The sequence below is a fragment of the Herbiconiux sp. 320_LB genome (assembly GCF_059691755.1).
Genome location: NZ_JCAWAD010000001.1, coordinates 697600 through 716993 on the forward strand (window position 1 = coordinate 697600; position 19394 = coordinate 716993).

General features: G+C 71.6%; 16 protein-coding genes. 6 read left to right on the plus strand and 10 right to left on the minus strand.

What is annotated here, in order from left to right; translation table 11 throughout:
- Positions 1–3: 3 nt before the first annotated feature.
- The 4 genes from AC59HU_RS03195 to AC59HU_RS03210 are packed head-to-tail and all read right to left on the minus strand — an operon-like array spanning position 4 to position 5033.
- Complete coding sequence (locus AC59HU_RS03195) at positions 4–1293, minus strand: ABC transporter permease (protein ID WP_497221883.1); 1290 nt, start codon at positions 1291–1293, stop codon at positions 4–6.
- Complete coding sequence (locus AC59HU_RS03200; RefSeq protein WP_497221884.1) at positions 1290–2435, minus strand: ABC transporter permease; 1146 nt, start codon at positions 2433–2435, stop codon at positions 1290–1292. Before AC59HU_RS03200 ends, AC59HU_RS03195 begins: the two co-directional genes overlap by 4 nt.
- On the minus strand, positions 2432–3961 hold the full coding sequence (locus AC59HU_RS03205; RefSeq protein WP_497221885.1) for an ABC transporter ATP-binding protein: 1530 nt from the start codon (positions 3959–3961) through the stop codon (positions 2432–2434). The genes AC59HU_RS03200 and AC59HU_RS03205 overlap by 4 nt, the downstream gene beginning before the upstream one ends.
- Positions 3962–3992: 31 nt before the next feature.
- Entirely contained in the window at positions 3993–5033 is a 1041-nt protein-coding gene (locus tag AC59HU_RS03210) for a BMP family lipoprotein (RefSeq protein WP_497221886.1), read from the minus strand.
- A 177-nt stretch (positions 5034–5210) separates the two neighbouring features.
- On the opposite strand from AC59HU_RS03210, the gene AC59HU_RS03215 reads away from it, so the two are divergent.
- The 4 genes from AC59HU_RS03215 to AC59HU_RS03230 all read left to right on the plus strand — a co-directional run bounded on the left by AC59HU_RS03215 (position 5211) and on the right by AC59HU_RS03230 (position 9268).
- A complete protein-coding gene (locus AC59HU_RS03215) occupies positions 5211–6215 on the plus strand; it encodes a LacI family DNA-binding transcriptional regulator (protein ID WP_497221887.1) in 1005 nt (334 codons plus the stop codon).
- Between the two features lie 76 nt (positions 6216–6291).
- Entirely contained in the window at positions 6292–7047 is a 756-nt protein-coding gene (locus AC59HU_RS03220; protein WP_497221888.1) for a glutamine amidotransferase, read from the plus strand.
- Positions 7044–8531, plus strand: coding sequence for an amidohydrolase (locus tag AC59HU_RS03225; protein ID WP_497221889.1), 1488 nt, complete (start codon positions 7044–7046; stop codon positions 8529–8531). Before AC59HU_RS03220 ends, AC59HU_RS03225 begins: the two co-directional genes overlap by 4 nt.
- Positions 8528–9268 (plus strand): creatininase family protein, encoded by a 741-nt coding sequence (locus AC59HU_RS03230; RefSeq protein ID WP_497221890.1) that lies wholly within the window; start codon positions 8528–8530, stop codon positions 9266–9268. The genes AC59HU_RS03225 and AC59HU_RS03230 overlap by 4 nt, the downstream gene beginning before the upstream one ends.
- 70 nt (positions 9269–9338) lie before the next feature.
- Here AC59HU_RS03230 and AC59HU_RS03235 read toward each other — a convergent pair whose 3' ends face one another.
- Genes AC59HU_RS03235 through AC59HU_RS03255 form a run of 5 tightly spaced genes read right to left on the minus strand, consistent with a single transcriptional unit; the run spans position 9339 to position 15081 of the window.
- A complete protein-coding gene (locus tag AC59HU_RS03235; protein WP_497221891.1) occupies positions 9339–10739 on the minus strand; it encodes an amidohydrolase in 1401 nt (466 codons plus the stop codon).
- Entirely contained in the window at positions 10736–11434 is a 699-nt protein-coding gene (locus AC59HU_RS03240; protein ID WP_497221892.1) for a purine-nucleoside phosphorylase, read from the minus strand. Before AC59HU_RS03240 ends, AC59HU_RS03235 begins: the two co-directional genes overlap by 4 nt.
- A gap of 47 nt (positions 11435–11481) precedes the next feature.
- Complete coding sequence (locus AC59HU_RS03245; RefSeq protein ID WP_497221893.1) at positions 11482–13233, minus strand: ABC transporter permease; 1752 nt, start codon at positions 13231–13233, stop codon at positions 11482–11484.
- Positions 13230–14012, minus strand: coding sequence for an ABC transporter ATP-binding protein (locus AC59HU_RS03250; RefSeq protein ID WP_497221894.1), 783 nt, complete (start codon positions 14010–14012; stop codon positions 13230–13232). The genes AC59HU_RS03245 and AC59HU_RS03250 overlap by 4 nt, the downstream gene beginning before the upstream one ends.
- 4 nt (positions 14013–14016) lie before the next feature.
- Positions 14017–15081: an ABC transporter substrate-binding protein gene (locus AC59HU_RS03255; protein ID WP_497221895.1), complete on the minus strand. Its 1065-nt coding sequence runs from the start codon at positions 15079–15081 to the stop codon at positions 14017–14019.
- A 265-nt stretch (positions 15082–15346) separates the two neighbouring features.
- On the opposite strand from AC59HU_RS03255, the gene AC59HU_RS03260 reads away from it, so the two are divergent.
- Both AC59HU_RS03260 and AC59HU_RS03265 read left to right on the plus strand, forming a co-directional pair.
- A complete protein-coding gene (locus AC59HU_RS03260; protein WP_497221896.1) occupies positions 15347–16369 on the plus strand; it encodes a LacI family DNA-binding transcriptional regulator in 1023 nt (340 codons plus the stop codon).
- Positions 16370–16378: 9 nt separating this feature from the next.
- The gene (locus tag AC59HU_RS03265; protein ID WP_497221897.1) at positions 16379–17542 is read left to right on the plus strand and encodes an epoxide hydrolase family protein; all 1164 of its coding nucleotides are present in this window, start codon (positions 16379–16381) and stop codon (positions 17540–17542) included.
- Between the two features lie 52 nt (positions 17543–17594).
- On the opposite strand, the gene AC59HU_RS03270 is transcribed toward AC59HU_RS03265, so the two are convergent.
- On the minus strand, positions 17595–19310 hold the full coding sequence (locus AC59HU_RS03270; RefSeq protein WP_497221898.1) for an ABC-F family ATP-binding cassette domain-containing protein: 1716 nt from the start codon (positions 19308–19310) through the stop codon (positions 17595–17597).
- Positions 19311–19394: the final 84 nt, after the last annotated feature.

Below are 19394 nucleotides of genomic sequence, written 5' to 3' on the forward strand. Positions count from 1 at the left end.
CTTTCAGGTTCGGGAGTTCTTGCGGGGGAACAGCTGCCCGAGGGCGGCCGGCGCTCGCATCGTCGTGCCGGCCACGATGAGCACGGCGAGGGTCACGAGGTAGGGGGCCGCCGTCGCGAGCGCGCTGGGCAGCGGCACGAAGAGGAAGACCAGGAGCAGCACGGCTCCGAGCGCGGCCGGCGCGATGCCGGCCCGCCGCGCACCGCGGGCGAAGCGCAGCAGCCCGAGCACCAGGAAGATGACGGCCAGGATGAACAGCAGCGCCCGGAAGGTCTCGGGCCGGCCGAGGCCGACGGCGTCGCTGAAGCCGAACAGCGACGACCCCAGGAAGACGCCCGAGGGCATCCAGTTGCCGAAGATCAGCGTGGCCAGACCGATGAAGCCGCGGCCGGCGGTCTGGTTCTCGACGTACGCCTGCGAGATGAGGGCGAGGTAGCCGCCCGCGAATCCGGCCAGACCGCTGCCGACCAGCACGGCGATGTAGCGGGTGCGGTGCACCTTGCCGCCTAGCGCCTGCAGCGCCGCGGGCTGCTCGCCGGCCGCGCGCCAACGCAGGCCGAACTTGGTGCGCCACAGCACGTAGGCGGTGGCGGGGATCAGCAGCAGCCCGACGATCGCGGCGAGCGAGACGTCGTGGGTGAGCCCGCCGACGATGCCGCCGAGCTGGGTCACGACCGGGATGCCCGAGCCCTCCATCGTGCGGGTCAGATCGGGGGTGCCGAGCCCGCCCGAGAGGAAGGGCACGCTGAGCACGGGCAGGGATCCGTCGATCCGCGGCGAGCGCGCGATCGTGCCGCCGTCGGTGCCGTTGAAGACGATGTCGGACATGAAGCGGGCGAGCGCGGCTGCGATCACGTTGATCGAGACACCGACGATCAGCTGATTGAGCCCCATCTCGATGCAGAGCACCGCCATGAGCAGACCGAAGATCAGCCCGCCGACCACGCCGCCGCCGAGCGCCGCCCAGGGCCCCCAGAGCCAGCCGAACAGCCCGGCCATCCAGGTGCCGCCGATCATCATGCCCTCCAGGCCCACGTTGATCACGCCGGCCCGTTCGGAGTAGAGGCCGCCGATGGCGACGACGGCGATCGGCACGGTGAGCCGCAGCGCCGAGCCCCAGGTCGACGACGCCGAGATGCCGGGCGCGTCGGCCACGTACTGCGCCACGATGATCAGCCCGAGCCCGAGCAGGCCCCAGCGCAGGGCGGAGCGCAGCCGCCGGGGGCTGGGTGCGAGCGAGCGCGGTGCCGCGGCGTGCGCCGAGGGGGTCGCGGATTCGACGGTGCCGGTCATCGTGCCGCCTCCAGTCCGGGGGCCGAGGAAGTGGGGGGTGCGGGCGGTGCCGGGGGGTTCGCCCCGCCTCGACCGGCCGCGCGACGGCGGCGGAGGGCGTCCCAGAGCGCGATCCGCTGGTCGGCGCGCTCGGTGAGCCAATAGCCGATCGCCGAGCTGAGCAGGATGACCGCCATGAACACCGAGCCCACCTCGGTGGGCAGCTTCACGAGGCCCAGCACCTGCGAGCTGCGCTCGACGAAGGCGAGCACGAAGGCGCCCAGCGCGATGCCGATCGGATGCGAACGCCCGAGCAGCGCGGCGGCGAGGCCCGTGAACATCAGGTCGGTGGGCAGCGTGCCGTCGAACCGGAACGCGGTGCCCAGCACGTGCGGCAACCCGACGAGCCCGGCGATCGCTCCGGAGCCGAGCATGGCCCAGATGATGCGGCGGTTCACCCGGATGCCGGCCGACTCGGCCGCCTCGGGTGACTTCGCCGCCACCTGGAGGGTGAACCCGAACACGGTGCGGTACTGGATGAGGTAGAAGAGGATGCCGACGACGATCGCGACGAGCAGGAAGCCGCTGATGGTGGTGCGGTTGCCGATGCCGAGGTCGATCAGCGCGGGCATCGCGCCCTCGGCGTCGATGATCGCGGTGCCGGTGTTCTGGCCGCCGCCGGAACGGAAGACGTCGGCGAGCAGGATCGCCACGACCGTGGTCGCGATCGCGTTCATCAGGATCGAGGTGATGACCTCGCTGACCCCGCGGTAGACCTTGAGCAGGGCCGGCACGAGCGCCCAGAGGGCGCCGACCAGGCAGCAGACGACCAGGGTGATGGGCAGCCGGAGGTACAGCGGCAGCGGCAGGTTCGCGGCGACCACCGCGCCCGCCAGCGCGGCGACCCGGTACTGGCCGTCGACGCCGATGTTGAACAGCCCCATCCGCAGTGCGAACGCCGCGGCCACACCGGCCAGGTAGAGCGGCACCGCGTTGTTGAGGGCCGAGACGAGGGAGGCCGGCTCGATGCCGTAGTTCCACATCACCTCGTACGCCGAGGCGGCGGAGTAGCCGCCGAAGGTGAGGAAGAGCGTCGTCACCAGGAGGGCCAGCAGCACCGAGATGACGGGGCCGGCGAGGGTGACGGCGATGCGCCGGATCATTCGGCGCCTCCGATCTGGGTGCGCACACCCGTCATGTACTCGCCGAGCTCCTGGGCGTCGACCTCGCGGGGGTCGAGCTCGCCGACGATCCGGCCGCGGTAGAACACCAGCAGCCGGTCCGAGAGCGCGAGCAGCTCGTCGAGGTCGGCCGAGATGAGCAGGGTGCCGAGGCCAATGTCGCGGGCGGCGGTCAGCTCGCTCCAGACGGCCGACTGGGCGCCGATGTCGACGCCGCGGGTGGGATGCGCGGCGATGAGCACGCGCGGATCGGAGCCGAGTTCCCGACCCACGATGAACTTCTGCTGGTTGCCGCCCGAGAGGGTGGAGGCGGGCGTGGAGACCTCTCCGCCGCGCACGTCGAAGCGCGAGATGATGCTGCGGGCGACCCCGGCGGCGCCGCTGCGGCTGAACCAGGGCCCGCGCTTGACCGGGGGTCGGGTGTGATAGCCGAGCGCCGCGTTCTCGCGGAGCGCCATCGAGAGCACGATGCCGTCGCGGTGCCGGTCTTCGGGGATGTAGGCCATCCCCCTGGCGCGTCGCGCATCCGTCGGCAGGGTGCTGATGTCGTCGCCGCCCATCGTGATGACCCCGGCGTGCTTGACCCGGCCGAGCAGGGCCATCAGGAGCTCCGACTGGCCGTTGCCCTCGACGCCCGCGATGCCCACGATCTCGCCGCTGTGCACCGCGAGCGAGACCGCGTCCAGCGCCGGCACCTCCCCCGGGTCGCCGACGGTGACCTCGGCGGCCGCGAGCACCACGTCCTTCCCCGGCGGCACGGCGCGCGGCGCCACGGTCGGCATCGCCACCTTGACCATCAGCGAGGCGAGGTCGGAGGCCGAGGACTCCGCGGGCGTGGTGCGGCCGACCACCGCGCCGGCCCGGATCACGGTGATCTCGTCGGCGAAGTCGAGCACCTCGTCGAGCTTGTGCGAGATGAAGATCACGGCCGCACCGGCCGCGGTGAAGCGGCGCATGGCGGCGAACAGGGACTGCGCCTCGCTCGGGACCAGCACGGCGGTCGGCTCGTCGAGGATGATGATCCTCGCGTCGCGGTAGAGCACCTTCAGGATCTCGACGCGCTGCCGGCCGCCCACGCCGAGGTCGCGCACGACGGCGTCGACGTCGACCAGGAAGCCGTTGTCCTCGGCCAGCGAGGCGACCCGCGAACGGGCCGCCCTGCTGTCCAGGCGGAACGCGGAGCCGGGTTCGTCGGCGAGCACGACGTTCTCCCACACCCGCAGGGCGTCGGCGAGCAGGAAGTGCTGGTGCACGATCCCGATCCCGGCCTGCTGGGCGTCGCGGGGCGACCGGAACGAGCGCTCCCGGCCGGCGATCTCGATCGTGCCCTCGTCGGGCCGCTCCTCGCCGGCCAGGATCTTCATCAGCGTCGACTTGCCCGCGCCGTTCTCGCCGACGATCGCGTGCACGGTGCCCGCCTTCACGGTCAGGTCGATGCGGTCGTTGGCGACGAAGGCGCCGAACCTCTTGACGATGCCCGTGAGGCGTACCAGCACGTCCTGATCCATCGGGATGCTCCTGCAGCTCGTCGGACGGGTGTCAGACCGCGGTCGGCACGGTGATGGTGCCGTCGATGATGTCCTGCTTCGCCTTCTCCAGCTGGGTGCTGTAGGCGTCGAGGAAGCCACCGGTGGTGGCGTAGCCGACGCCGTCGTTCGAGAGGTCGAAGTCCTGCTCGCCCGGCTCGAGGGTGCCGTCGAGGAAGGCCGAGATCGAGTCCTCGACCGCCACGTTGACGTTCTTGATCGCCGAGGTGAGGATGTAGGGCTTGATCGAGTCGTCGACCTGGCTGTAGACGTCGCCGTCGACCCCGATGGCCCAGTTCTTCTGGGCGGAGGTCGAGGAGGCAGCGGCCTGCTCGTAGACGCCCTGGCCCGATCCGCCGGCCGCCGCGTAGATCACGTCGGCACCGCCGGCGTACATGGTGGCCGCCGCTTCCTTGCCCTTGGTGGGGTCGGAGAAGCCGGTGAAGTCGCCGAGCGGGGCGAGGTAGGTCTTGTCGACGACGATCGCGGGGTCGACCGACTTGGCGCCGGCCTCGTAGCCGACGAAGAAGTTCTGGATGCTGGGCTGGTCGACGCCGCCGATGAAGCCGACGTGGCCGGTCTTCGAGGTGAGCGCCGCCGCGACGCCGACGAGGTAGGAGGACTGCTCGGCCGCGAACGAGATGGTGGTCACGTCCGGGATCGAGGTGCCCTTGTCGATGTCGACGGCCACGAACTTGGTGTCGGGGTGATCGGTGGTCTGCTCCATCGGCGTCGCGTACTGGAAGCCGATGCCGATCGCCAGCCCGGCGCCCTGCGAGATGGCGAGGTCGAGGCGGTCCTGGTAGTCGTCGGTGTTGGGGCTCGACAGGTCCAGCGGGGTGAAGTCGTTGGTCGACTGCGCGTCGGTGAAGCCCTTGTAAGCGCTGTCCATGAACGAGAAGTCACCCGTGGTGCCGTAGAGCATGGCGATCGTGGGGCTGTCGGCCGAGGCGCTGGACTGCGTGCTGGCCGTGGTGCCGGAGCAGCCGGTGAGGACGAGGGAGGCGGCCAGCGCGGTGCCGCCGAGGGCCACCAGCTTTCGGGAGAATGACATGGAACTCCTTGGGAAATCGATTGCAAGCAAAAGCGAGCATAGTGCCGGGAAAGTTCTCTCCAGTGTTCGGGTCACCCGTTGCTACGGCGTTACTGCCGTGTTTCCGGCGTGTTTAAGCTGAGCAATCACGGGCAAACGATTGCAGGATTCGTGATCCGCGTGCCCTAGTCTGGCCGCATGGATCCCGAGCAGCCGACGCTGGCCGATGTCGCCGAGCGCGCCGGGGTGAGCGTCGCCACGGCGTCGCGCGCCCTCACCGGAGCCCGACCCGTCTCGGTCGACCTGCAGCGCAAGGTGCGCGAGGCGAGCCGCTCGCTCGGCTACCGGCGCAATACGGTCGCGAGCTCCCTCCGCCTCCAGCGCACCGAGACGGTCGGGCTGGTGCTCCCGCGCTACGCGACGAGCTTCCTCTCGGCGCTGATCGAGTCGGTGAGCGACGGTCTGGAGCAGCACGACCTGTCGCTCGTGCTCCGCTACTCCGAGCCGGATGCGGTGCACGACACCGAGAACATCGAGTCACTGCTCGGCCGGCGGGTCGACGGGATCATCATCTGCCCGCCCTCGCTCGAGGTGAGCCGCGAGGCGATCGACGCGGCCGGGACGGTGCCGGTGGTGCAGGTGGGCCGCTTCGTCGAGACCGATCGCTCCGACTCGGTGGGCCTGGACGAGGATCGCGCCACCGGCATGCTGATCTCCCACCTCGCCGACCGGGCCGTGCGGAGCATCCTGGTGGTCGGGCTCGACGAGCAGGCACCGGCCGACGCCCGCCGGCTCCGCGCCCTGCAGTCGGCGGCGACCGGCCACGGCATCGCCGTTTCGGCCGCGGAGTTCGCCGGAGCCGTGCTCGAAGGGGGCATCCGCACCGCCGAACGCCTCACCGCCGGGCCCGCCGCGCTCCCCGACGCCCTGATCTGCGCCAACGACGACGTGGCCTCCGGCGTGCTCGCCGTGCTCCGGATGCGCGGGGTCGCCGTGCCGGATTCGGTGCAGGTCGCGAGTCTGCTCGATCTCTCCCCCGGCCGGGAGGACCACTCGATCACCACGCTCCGGCATCCCTGGCCCGAGATGGGCCGCGAGTCGGTCAGGCTGCTCATCGACTCCATCGGCCGGGGCGCCGACCGCGTGGCCCGCCGGGTCAGCCTCGCCCCCCGTCTGGTGCCGGGCGGCTCGACCAGGCCCTGAGCCCCGGCGCCCTCTCCGTCCCCACCCCGCCCCTTCGTCCACTCGTCCCCTCGTTCCCTCTCGAAAGGCCCGGCCCGTGTCGCGTGTGCTGCTCCTCGGCGAATCCTGGTTCGTCCACTCCATCCATCAGAAGGGCTTCGACTCCTTCACCACCTCGGAGTACGAGGAGGGCGGCGTCGAGTTCGTGGCGGCACTGCGTGCGGCCGGTCACGAGGTGACGCACATCCCGTGCCACGAGATCACGACGCGGGTTCCGGGCACGGCCGAGGAGCTGCACGCCCTCGCCGACGTGATCGTGCTCTCGGATGTGGGGGCGAGCACCTTCCAGCTGCCGCCCGCCACCTTCGGCCGCTCCGAGGTGCAGCCGGACCGGATCGAGGCGCTGCGCCGCTTCGCCGAGACCGGCGGCGGCCTGCTGATGGTCGGCGGGTACCTGACGTTCTCGGGCATCGACGCGAAGGCGCGCTGGGGGCGCACAGCACTGGCCGAGGCTCTGCCGGTGACCGTGCTCGACCGCGACGACCGGGTCGAGCTCACGGCCGGGGCCGCGCCCGTGTTGGAGGCACCGCATCCGATCACCGAGGGCCTGGACGCCAGCTGGCCCGCGCTGCTCGGCCTCAACGAGGTCGTGGTGCGCGACGGCGCGACCCTCCTCGCGAGCTGCGCCGCGCATCCGCTGCTCGTCGTCGACGGGTACGGCCAGGGGCGCACCGGAGCGTTCACCTCCGACCTCGCGCCGCACTGGGCGCCGCCGGGCTTCCTGGCCTGGGAGGGGTACGGCCCGCTCTTCGACCGCACGGTGCGCTGGCTCGCGGGTGAGGAGCTCCGATGAGCGACACCGCACCCGGCACCGCCCCCGTCGACACCGCCCCTGCCGACACCGCACCCGGCACCGCGCCTGCCGACACCGCATCGGTCCGCACCGCATCGGTCGACACCGTGATCGTCGGCGCCACGGTGCTGACCCGCACCACCCGGCCGGCCCCCGGCTACCCCCAGCTGCCCCGCGAGGACACCGCGGCCCGCGGCACGGCGACCTTTCTCGCCGACCACGCCATCGGCATCCGCTCGGGCGCCATCGCCTGGGTGAGGCCGACCGCCGACGTGGAGCCCGGTGTGCTCGCCCGCGCCACGGTGATCGACGGCCGGGGCCAGGTGGCGATCCCCGGACTGATGAACTCGCACACGCACTCGCCGATGACGATGTTCCGCGGCTCGGCCGAGGACGTGCCGCAGAACGAGTGGTTCAACAAGTACATCTGGCCGATGGAGGTGAACCTCACCGAGCGCGACGTGACGCTCGGCGCCCAGCTCGCGGTGGGCGAGATGCTGCTGGCCGGGGTCACGAACTTCGCCGACCACTACTTCTCGACCGACCGCATCGCCGAGGTCGTCGCGGCGAGCGGCGGGCGCGCACTCCTCGCCTCCACCTTCTTCTCCAGCGAGGGCGAGGCCGGCATCGAGAAGTCGGCCGCCTTCGCCGAGCGCTGGAACGGCGCGGCCGATGGTCGCATCACCACGGCGATGGGCCCGCACGCGACCTACACCGTCACCGACCCCGACCTCGAGAAGACCGCCGAGCACGCCCGCCGGCTCGGCGTGCGCACCCACATCCACGCCGCGGAGAGCCTCGCGCAGACCGAGTCGAGCCTCGCGCGGATCGGGCGCACCCCGGTGCAGGTGCTGCACGACACCGGCATCCTCGAGACCGGGGCGATCATCGCCCACGGCGCCGGGATCGTCGAGAGCGACCTCGAGTGGCTCGTGCCCTGGGCCGACCGGGTCGCGGTCGCCTCGTGCGCGAAGGTCTACATGAAGCACGCGCACAGCACGACCCCGGTGCGGATGCTGCACGACGCCGGGATCACGGTGGGTCTCGGCACCGACGGACCGGCCTCCCACAACACCCTCGACGTGCTCGAGAGCATGCGGATGATGTCGCTGAAGCAGAAGGAGGACCTGCGGGACGCCACCTGGCTGACCTCGGCCCACGCCCTCGACCTGGCGACCCGGCAGAGCGCCGCGACCTTCGGTCTCGAGGATTCGCTCGGCGCGATCGTCGCCGGCCACCGCGCCGACATCGTGCTGATCGACCTGCAGAAGCCGCACCTGCAGCCGATGCACGACCTCGCGGCCGCCCTGGTGCTCAGCGTCAAGTCGAGCGACGTGACGACCGTGCTCGTCGACGGCCGGGTGCTGGTCGAGCACGGGCGCCTCACCACGATCGACACCGCGGCGGCGGCCGAGGAGCTGGCCCGGCGCATCCCCGAGCTCACCGACCGCTCCCGCGGCACGATCCAGGAGTACGCACCGTGATCTCCGCCTACGACTCCCCCTGGCCCGACGTGGCCGCGCACTTCGAGCGCACCGGCGCACCGGCGATCCTGCCGTTCGGCGCGCTCGAGCAGCACGGACCGCAGTTGCCGCTCGGCACCGACACCGCGACCGCCGCCGAGGTCGCCCGACGGCTCGCCGACCGGCTCGACGCGGTGCTGCTGCCGCCCATCCACTACGGCGACACCTGGAACAACGCCGGCTACCCGGGCACCGTCGGTCTCTCGGCCGCGACCGTCACGGCGATCGCGGTCGACCTCGGGCGCTCGCTCGTGCGATCGGGCGCGGGAGGGCTCGTGATCGTCAACGGCGACTGGGGCAACCGTCAGCCGCTGTACTCGGCCGTGCGCATCCTGAACGACGAGGGCGTGCTGCCGGCGATCGCGCTCGACTACCCCGGCATGGATGCGGCGATCGAGCGGGTGCGCGAGAGCGCGCCGGCCGCGCCCGGCCTCAACCACGCCGAGGAGATCGAGACCTCGATCATGCTCGCCATCGATCCCTCGCTGGTGCACCCCGAGCGCTACGTCTCGGTCTACCCGGCCTTCCCGAGCGACTTCGGCACGCGGCCGATGCAGCTGCACCCGTTCTCGCCCTCCGGCGTCTTCGGTGATCCCTCGACCGCCACGGCGGCGAAGGGCGAGGCGATCCTCGACGCCACCGTGGAGGCCTCCCTCGCGGTGCTCGCCGACTTCCTCGGCACGCTGCCGAAGGGCTAGGCCCGGCCGGGGGCGCCCCGAGCCGCCGCGCCGAGGGGCGCCGCCTCACCGGGCGCGCCCCTCGGGAGGGCTAGGCGTCGTAGTTCTGGATGCTCTTGCCGTGCGTGCGGTCGGTCAGTCGCGCGAGCCGCGGCTGCAGCTCCGCGACGACCTCGGGCACGTCGACCGTCAGCACGCGCTTGCCGCGCATCAGCACGCGCCCGTCGACGATCGTGGTGTCGACGTCGTTCGACCGCGCGCTGTAGACCAGCGTGTTCGCGACGTCGTGCACGGGTTGCACGCGGGGCTCGGAGAGGTCGACCAGGATGAGGTCGGCCCGGTACCCCGGGGCGATCCGGCCGATCGACGACCCGAGCTGCACGGCGGCGGCGCTCTGCGTCGTCGCGTGGCCGAGCAGTTCGCCCGAGGTGAGCCAGCTGTTGTCGTTCTCGACGGCCTTCTGCACCAGCGCCATGTACGTCATCGACTCCCAGACGTCGAGCGTGTTGTTCGAGGCGGCTCCGTCGGTGGCGAGCCCCACCGGGATCCCGGCCGAGCGCAGCAGCCGCACCGGGGTCGTCTCCAGCCCGTTCTTCAGGTACCCCTTCGGGCCGCTGCCGACGCCGATGCGCCCCTCGGCGACCATGGGGGCCAGCAACGGGATGTCCTCCGGCACGATGCCGATGCCGTGGGCGATCAGCACCTTGCCGTCGAGCAGGCCCGTCCGCTCCAGCACGCCGATCGGTGTGAGGCCCGTGCGCTCGCGGCTGTGCACGGTCTGCGAACGGCCCTCCGAGGCGTGGATGTGCACGAGCAGGTCGTGCTCCTGTGCCGCGGCGGCCGTGCGGGCGAGGTCGTCGTCGGTCACGGTGTAAGGCGCGTGCGGCGCGAGCGCCGTGGTGATGCGGCCTCCCGCGGCGCCGTTCCAGCGGGTCGCGAACTCCAGCGAGCGCTCGAGCCCCGCCTCGCCGTCGGAGGAGAAGTAGGTCGAGCCGAGCACGCCCCGGAGGCCGGTCTCCTCGGTGACCTTCGCGATCCTGTCCATGCTGAAGTAGTGGTCGGCGAAGGTGGTGACCCCGCTCCGGATCATCTCGGCCGCGGCCAGCCGCGTGGCCAGCTCGACGTCGTCATCGGTGAGGTTCACCTCCATCGGCCAGATGAACTCGTTGAACCAGCGCTCGGGCTCGATGTCCTCGGCTGCGCCGCGGAACATCACCATGGGGGTGTGCGTGTGGCAGTTGATCAGGCCCGGCATGGCGACCATGCCCTCCGCGTCGATGGTCTCGCGCGCGGCGGGGGGCGTGACGGATGCACCCGACGCGTCCCGCGCATCCGTCACCGACTCGATCACGCCGTCGCGGATGACCACGGTCTTCCCGGGCTCGAACGACACCGCGCCGGCGGCGTCGTGCACCAGCACGGTCGCGCCCGTGACGACCAGGTCGGCCGGTTCCGCGGTCGGGGCGCCCAGGCCCTGCTCGGCCGCGCTCATCGGAACGCCGCCAGCCCGAACGAGACCATGTTCTCGAAGGTGGCCTCGCGCTCGGCCGCGGTCATCTCCGAACCCGGCAGGTCGCTCACCGTGCCGACCATCAGCGCCTCGAAGCTCTCCTTGAGCGCCACGGCGTAGAGGCCCGCCGCCTCCATGTCGATGCCGATGGTGCCGTAGGCGAGCAGTCGCGGCACGAGCTCCTCGTCGGGGTTGTAGAAGGCGTCGGTGGTGAACAGCGGGGCGACGTGGATGCGCCGGCCCGTCTCCTCGCCGTACTCCACCGCCTTCCGCAGCAGGCCGAACGACGGCGCGTGGCTGAGCGTGACACCCGGCACCCACTGACTGGTCATGGCCGAGTTCGTGTGGGCGGCCGAGGCGGCGATGACGTCGCCGAGTTCGAGGAACGGGGCGATGCCGCCGATCGTGCCGACCCGCACGATGCGCTTCACGCCGTAGTGGCGGGCGAGCTCGGTGGCGTAGATCGCCATCGACGGCATGCCCATGCCGGAGGCGAGCACCGAGACCGGTCTCCCCTCGAAGGTGCCGGTGTAGCCGAGGATGCCGCGCACCTCGGTGACCAGGCGGGGCGAGTCGAAGAAGGTCTCGGCGATCAGCTTGGCGCGGCGGGGGTCGCCGGGCATCAGCACGTCCTCGGCGAAGTCGCCGGCTTCGGCGCCGATGTGAGGGGTGGCCATGGTGGTTCCTTTCGAACGGTTCGGGTCGGGGTCGGGTCGGGGCCCGGTCAGCCGACCTGCGAGGGTGCGTAGCGCGAGAGCACCACGCGCTCGGCCCAACTGACAAGACTGTAGAAGATCAGCGAGACCGCGGTGAGGATCGCCGCGGCGGCCCAGAGCCCGGTGTAGTCCGAGTGCGCCCGGGCGCTGACGATCGCGTGGCCCAGGCCGTCGCCGGTGGCCAGCCACTCGGCCAGCGTGGCGGCGAGCACGGCGGTCGGGGCGGCGATCCGCGCCGAGGCGAAGATCGCCGGCAGCGTGTAGGGCAGCTGCAGCCGCCAGAGCGTCGACCAGGTCGAGGAGTCGTAGCTGCGCATGAGGATGAACGCGTCGGCCGGCACCCGCTTCAGCCCGCCCTGCGTGTTGGCGAGGGTCGGGAAGAAGGTGACGATCGCGGTGATCGCGACCACGCCGCCGAGTCCGCGTCCCAGCGCGAGGATCAGCACCGGGATGAGCACGATGATCGGCACCGAGCGCAGCGCCACCGCGAGCGGGGTGAGCACGCGCTCGACCACCGGGAAGGTCACGAACGACACCGCGGCGCCGATGCCGATGAGCAGCCCCGCGAAGTAACCGACCCCCGCGTGCACGAGGGTGGCCCCGAGCGCGTCGAGCATGACCGTGCGGTTCTCGCCGGCCTTGTCGGAGAGGAACAGGTAGTTCAGCACGTCGACCGGCGACTTGCCGACGAAGGGCGACATGTCGAAGACGATCAGGTAGAGCCACCAGGCCAGCAGGATGACGGCGATCGAGCCGACGGTCCAGGCGAAGGCCGTCGCGAACCGGCCGGCGGCGGATCGGCTCGACCGGCGTGCGGGCTGCGCGGCGGTGGAGATCGAGGCCGACCACGGGGTGAGCACCCGTCGCAGCAGCCCGAAGACGCCGTAGGGCACCGCGGCCATCACGGTGGCCAGCAGCGCCACCGACCAGACGCGGGCGAGGTCGAGCGACATCAGCCCGTTGATCAGCAGCACGCCGAGCCCGGCCTTGGCGCCGATGAACTCGCCGAAGACCGCTCCGAGGACGGCGGCGGCGGCGCCGATCTGGAGCCCGGTGAGGATGGCGGGGATCCCCGAGGGCAGTCGCACGAAGCGCAAGCCGCTGATCGAGCGGCCGCCCCAGGCCGTGACCATCGTCAGCGGGCCGCCGTCGGCGGAGCGGAGGCCGAGCATCGTGCCCACGAGGGTGGTGAAGAACACCGAGAGGGCGGCCAGCACCACCTTCGCCGTGTCGGGGTCGAAGGTCAGCTGGAGCAGCGGGTTCACCGCCACGAGCGGCAGGCAGAACAGGGCCAGCGCGAGGCGCAGGAACAGGGATTCGAAGGCGGGCACCTGCACGAAGAGGATGGCGACGAGCACGGCCGCGAGGTTGCCCCAGAACCAGCCGCGGAGGGCGACCCACGCCGTGGCGCTGGTCGCACCCCAGTACAGCGAGGGGTTCTCGACCAGGCTCTGGATGATCGCGGTCGGCGAGGCGAGCACGCCCAGCCGGGTGAGCCACAGGTCGGCCGCCACCTCCCAGAGCACCAGCAGCACCACGCTCGCCACGAGGGTGGTGACCCAGCCGTTCACCGTGCGGCGGCGGGACTCGCGACCGGCGCGGGCGCGTTCGGTGGCGATGGCCGCGGTGCGGCGGGCCTCCCGGTCGTGGGAGCGGTCTGCTCCCTGCGCCCTGTCACGCGGGTTGCCGTCGTGCGAGTGGCCGTCGTGCGGGTGGCCGTCCGGCGGGACGCCGTCGTGCGGGTGGGTGACGCTCGTCACGCGGCATCCTCCTCGTCGCTGCCCGCGTGCAGCATCGCGCTCAGCTCGTCGCAGACCGCGTGGAACTCGGGCGTGGAGAGCAGCTCGCGCCGGCGGGGCCGTGGGAAGTCGAGGGTGATGTCACCCACGATCCGGCCCGGCCGCGGCGACATCACGATCACCCGGTCGGCGAGGAAGGCCGCCTCCGAGATCGAGTGGGTCACGAGCAGCGCCGTGGCCGAGGTGGCCGACCAGAGCTTCTGCAGCTCCTCGTTCATGCGCTGGCGCGTGATCTCGTCGAGGGCTCCGAACGGTTCGTCCAGCAGCAGGATCTCCGGCTCCGCCACGATGGCGCGCGCGATCGCGACCCGCTGCCGCATCCCGCCGGAGAGCTGGGCCGGGCGCGCATCCGCGAACCCGTCCAGCCCCACCAGCGAGATGAGGTCGTCGATGCGCGTCTTCGGGATGGTCGTGCGCATCACCTGGCCGGGCAGCCGGATGTTGTCGCGGACGCTCCGCCACGGCAGCAGCGAGGGGTCTTGCAGGGCCAGCCCCAGCCGGTGGGCCCGGCGGATGGCCGCCGGGCTCTCGCCGTGGATCGTCACCTCCCCGGCCGAGTACGACTCGAGGTCGGCCAGGATCCGGAGGATGGTCGACTTGCCGCAGCCCGAGGGGCCGAGCAGCGCCGTGAAGGAGCCTTCGGGCACGGCCAGCGACACGTCGTCCAGCGCCAGCACGTCGCGCTTCTTCGACGAGTAGACCTTCGTCAGGTTGGAGAGGGTGAATCCGGAGCCGTCCACGGGGCTAGCCGATCGTGTTCGAACCGGCGTAGACGTCGGTCAGCACCGAGGTGTCGAAGAGCGATTCGTCGACGCCCGTGATCCCCAGGGTGGTCAGCGTGCTGATGTTCTTCGCGATCCCCTCGTCCGAGATCGTCAGCAGACCGTTCTTCTCGGTCTCCGGGGTGACCAGGAGGTCCATCTGCAGCTGCGCCTGCTTGGTCTGCTCCTCGATCGTGAGGCCGCCGTCCTTCGCGTAGTCGTTGACGGTCAGCTCGACCGCCTCGGTCGGGTCGGCGACGTAGTTCTGCCAGCCCTCGATCTCGCCCTTGAGGAAGCCCTCGATCGCGGTCTTCTTCGCCGGATCCTCGAGCGAGGCGCGCGTCACGGCGTAGACCTGCGCGTACACGTCGAGGCCGTAGTCGGCGGTGAGGAAGACGGTGCCCTGCTTGCCGGTGGCCTGCTCGTAGGCGATCGGCTGCTCGGAGTAGAACACCCACAGGCCGTCGACCTCGCCCGAGACCAGCGGGGCGACGTCGAAGCCGACGGGCACGGTGCTGACCTGGGAGGCGTCGACACCGTTGACCTCGACCAGCGCATCCTGAGCCGCCTCGTCGCCGGCCGGGACGCCGATCTTCTTGCCGGCCATGTCGGCGGGGGTGGCGATCGGCTTGTCGGGGCTGGAGAGGATGGCCAGCGGGTTCTTCTGGAACCCGGCGGCGATGATCACGAGATCGGCGCCCTGCTCATTCGCGCGGGCCACAGTGTCGGCGTTCGCCATGCCGATGTCGGCCTGACCCGAGGCGACGGCGGCCATCGAGTCGACGTCCGGCCCGCCGGGCAGGATGTCGACGTCGACGCCGTTCTTGGCGTAGTACCCCTCGCTCGCGGCGACGTAGCTGCCGCCGAACTGCACGAGCGGGATCCACGAGGTCTGCAGCGTGATCGGCGTCAGCTCGCCGCTGTCGCTCGAACCGGCGTCGGAGGAGCCGGACGACGCGCAGCCCGCGAGGAGGGCGATCGACGCGGCGAGCGCGGTCGCGGTGACGGCCACGCGGAGGCCGCGGCGCGGAATGGGGCGGAAGGTCATGGAATCTCCTCGGTGCGTTCGGGATGGTGCCGGGGGGTGATCGGGAGGGACGGAGCGGCGGCGCGATGCCGATTGCAAACCGTTTTGCATCCTGGTGTGGGCACGACACTACGGGGCGTCTGTTTCGAGCCGATTACTCCTTGTTTCTGCCGTGTAAACGGCGCGAACCCACGGCATGCGCCGCGCAAGGTCGGTACGCAACACGTTTTGCACGACTGTGGCGGATCCGCTCTGGCGGCCTATAGACCTCGGCTACTGTGTACCCGTGACCGACGCCTCAGCCAAGCCCTGGACGATGCAGCAGATCGCTGCCGCCGCCGGGGTGAGCGTGACCACGGTGTCGCACACGCTCTCGGGCAAGCGACCGGTCAATCCGGAGACCGCGTTGCGCATCCGTCGTCTCATCGACGAGTTCGGCTATGTGCCCGACGCGGGTGCCCGGCGGCTCAAGTCGGGCCGGAGCCGGATGATCGGGCTCGCGGTTCCCGACATCTCGCACTGGTACTTCGGGCGGATCGCACGGGGCGTCGAGGAGCTGGCGAACGAGCACGACTACGGTCTGATCATCTGCAGCACCTCGAACTCGGATCCCCGGCGTGAGAAGCGCTGCTTCAACCTGCTGCGCACGCGGTCGATCGAGGGGCTGGTCTACACCGCGAGCCGGGAGATCTCCCCCACCGACGAGCTGATGAAGATCGCCGGCTCCTCCTCGCCGATCGTGCTGGCCGACGAGGACATCGCCGAGCTGCCGGGCGTGCCCTCGGTGACCTCGACCAACTACTGGGGCGCGCAGGCCCTCGGGCGGCACCTCCGCGACCTCGGGCACACCCGGGCCGTCATCCTCGCGGGCTTCGCGGGGCTGCACTCGACCGTGCAGCGGGTGCAGGGCATCCGGGAGTCGTTCCCGAACGCCCTCGTGCTGCACGGCGACTTCGAGCTCGACTCGGGCTACCGGCTGGTGTCGGACCTGCTCGCCAACCAGGTGCGGTTCACCGCCCTGTTCGCCTGCAACGACTTCATGGCCATCGGCGCGATGCGCCGGCTGCGGGAGGAGGGCATCCGGGTGCCGGAGGACGTCTCGGTCGTCGGCTTCGACGACGTCGACATGGCCTCGGTGGTCACCCCGGGTCTCACCACCGTGCGCCAGGACATGCTCGGCATCGGGCGGCTCTCGGCCGAGCTGCTGATCGAGGCGGTGGAGGCGGGATCGACCGCGGGCATCGAGTCGGTCGGGCTGCCGGTGGAGCTCGTCATCCGGGGCACGACGGCGCCGCCGCCCGGGGCGTAGCGTGAGGGCATGTCCCCCGTGTCGCTCCCGATCGAGCCGTTCGCCCTGTCCACCTCCGCGGCCGCGCTCGAGGATCTGAGGGCACGGCTCAGGGCGACGCACTGGCCCGACGACCAGGCGTATGCCGATTGGGGAATGGGCGTCGAGCTGAGCGTCCTCCGCGACCTCGTGGAGTACTGGGCCGTCGGATTCGACTGGGCGGCCCAGGAGGCGGCGCTGAACCGGCTGCCGCATTTCCGCGCCCGCGTCGGCGGGCTCGGCATCCACGTCGTGCACGCGGTTCCGGATGAACGGGGTGCGTCACCGTTCCCGGTGCTGCTGGGCCACGGCTGGCCCGACTCGTTCTGGCGCTACTCGAAGGTCATCCCCCTGCTGGTCGACCCGGGCGCCCACGGCGGCGACCCGGCCGACGCCTTCGAGGTGATCGTGCCCGACATGCCGGGCTACGGCTACTCCGAGATCCCGGCCGAGCCGCTGAACTCGCGCGAGGTCGCCGCGCTCTGGGCCGAGCTCATGACCGGGCTCGGTCACGAGCGCTTCCTGGTGGCCGGGGGCGACATCGGCAGCCACGTGAGCCGCTACCTCGCGCTGGACCAGCCCGACCGCGTCGTGGCGGTGCACCGGATGGACGCCGGCATCCCGGTCGCGCCCGCGGGCACCGAGCTCACGGCCGAGGAGCACGAGTTCGTCGCCCGCGCCGCGGCCTGGAACACGACCGAGGGCGCCTACGCGGCGATGCATCGCACGAAGCCGCAGACCGCCGCGGTGGGGCTGACCGATTCGCCGGCCGGGCTCGCGGCCTGGATCGTCGAGAAGCTGCACGGCTGGAGCGACCTCCGGCCGTCGGGCGCCCTCGAGAGCGTGTACACGCGCGACGAGATCCTGACGAACCTCACCATCTACTGGCTGACCGGCACGATCGGCTCATCGATGCGGATGTACCACGCCAACGCGGCGCTCCCGCCCGAGCAGCTCGGCCGTCGGGTCGAGGTGCCGAGCGGGTTCTCGCTGTTCCCCGGCGACCTGCTGCAGCCTCCGCGCGCCTGGATCGACCGCACCGCGAACACCGTCCGCGTCACCGAGCCCGCCCGCGGAGGTCACTTCGCGCCGATCGAGCAGCCCGAGCTCTACGCGCAGGAGCTCCGCGACTTCTTCCGCCCCTTCCGCCCCTGAGCCTTGGGGGGCTTCGGCCGCCTGAGCGTGTGCATGTGCCTGAGGCTTCGGTTCAGGACTCGGTGAGCTGGCCGGCGGCGACGTGCCAGTGGCGGTTCAGGGTGACGGTGGAGAGCATCCGGCGGTCGTGGGTGACGAGCAGGAGGGTGCCGGTGTACGACTCGAGGGCCTCCTCGAGCTGCTCGATCGCCACGAGGTCGAGGTGGTTCGTGGGCTCGTCGAGCACGAGCAGGTTCACCCCCCGCGCCTGCAGCAGCGCGAGGCCCGCGCGGGTGCGCTCGCCCGGTGAGAGCTCGTCGACGGGCCGGTTCACGTGGTCGGCCTTGAGCCCGAACTTCGCCAGCAGCGTGCGCACCTCGGCGACCGGCCAGGTCGGCACCTGCGCCTCGAAGGCCTCGGCGAGGGAGACGGGACGAGCGGCCGGGGTCGAGGCCGTACCCGCGCCGACGACAGAACCCGCGCCGGCGCCCGCCAGCACCGCCCGCGCCTGGTCGATCTCCCCTACCGCGACCGAGGTGCCGAGGCTCGCGGTGCCGGTGGTCGGCGCGAGCCGGCCGAGCAGCAGGGCCAGCAGCGTCGACTTGCCGGCGCCGTTCGGGCCGGTGATGCCGATCCGGTCCCCCGCATCCACCTGCACCGACACCGGGCCGAGCGTGTACGGGCCGCGGGTCACCGTCGCGGCCGACAGCGTCGAGACCACCGTCGACGAGCGCGGCGCCGACCCGATCGTGAACTGCAGCTGCCACTCCTTGCGCGGCTCCTCGACCTCGTCGAGCCGCGCGATGCGGCTCTCCATCTGCCGCACCTTCTGCGCCTGCTTCTCGCTCGACTCGGCCGAGGCCTTCCGGCGGATCTTGTCGTTGTCCGGCGCCTTCTTGATCGCATTGCGCACGCCCTGGCTCGACCACTCGCGCTGGGTGCGGGCCCGCGAGACGAGGTCGTCCTTCTTGGCGGCGAACTCCTCGTACTCCTCCCGGGCGTGCCGCTTCGCGACCGCGCGCTCCTCGAGGAAGGCGTCGTACCCGCCGCCGTAGACCCGGTTGCTGCCCTGCGCCAGATCGAGCTCGAGCACGCGGGTGACGCTCCGTGCCAGGAACTCGCGGTCGTGACTGACCAGCACCACCCCACCGCGCAGGCCCCGGATGAACGCCTCCAGCCGCTCGAGCCCGTCCAGGTCGAGGTCGTTGGTGGGTTCGTCGAGCAGCACGATGTCGAAGCGCGAGAGCAGCAGCGCGGCGAGGCCGACGCGCGCCGCCTGCCCGCCGGAGAGCGAAGTCATCAGCGCATCCGCCGTCAGCTCGGCGCCGAGCCCGAGTTCGCCGAGCACGACGGGCAGCCGCTCCTCGAGGTCGGCGGCACCGCTCGCGAGCCAGCGCTCGAGGGCCGTCGAGTAGACGTCGGCGGGGTCGGGGGCACCGGATGCGACGGGCTCGGTCGACCCGAGCGCCTCGGCCGCGGCATCCATCTCCCGCGTCGCGGCCGTCGTGCCGGTGCGGCGCCCGACGTACTCGGCGACGGTCTCGCCGGGCACCCGCTCGTGCTCCTGCGGCAACCAGCCGATGAAGGCGTCGGCGGGCGCGAGGGCGACGCTGCCCTCCTGAGGCCGGTCGATGCCGGCGAGGATGCGCAGGAGCGTCGACTTGCCCGCCCCGTTCGCGCCCACCACGCCGACGACGTCGCCGGGGGCGACCACGAGATCGAGCGAGCTGAAGAGGGTGCGGTGGTCGTGGCCTCCGGCCAGGCCCTTGGCGACGAGCGTTGCGGTCATGCCCCCATGCTCTCATCGCCGACGCGTCCCGCCCGCCCGCGGCCGGGTCGGGCTCTCGTCGTCACGCCGAGCGCGCTTGCCCGC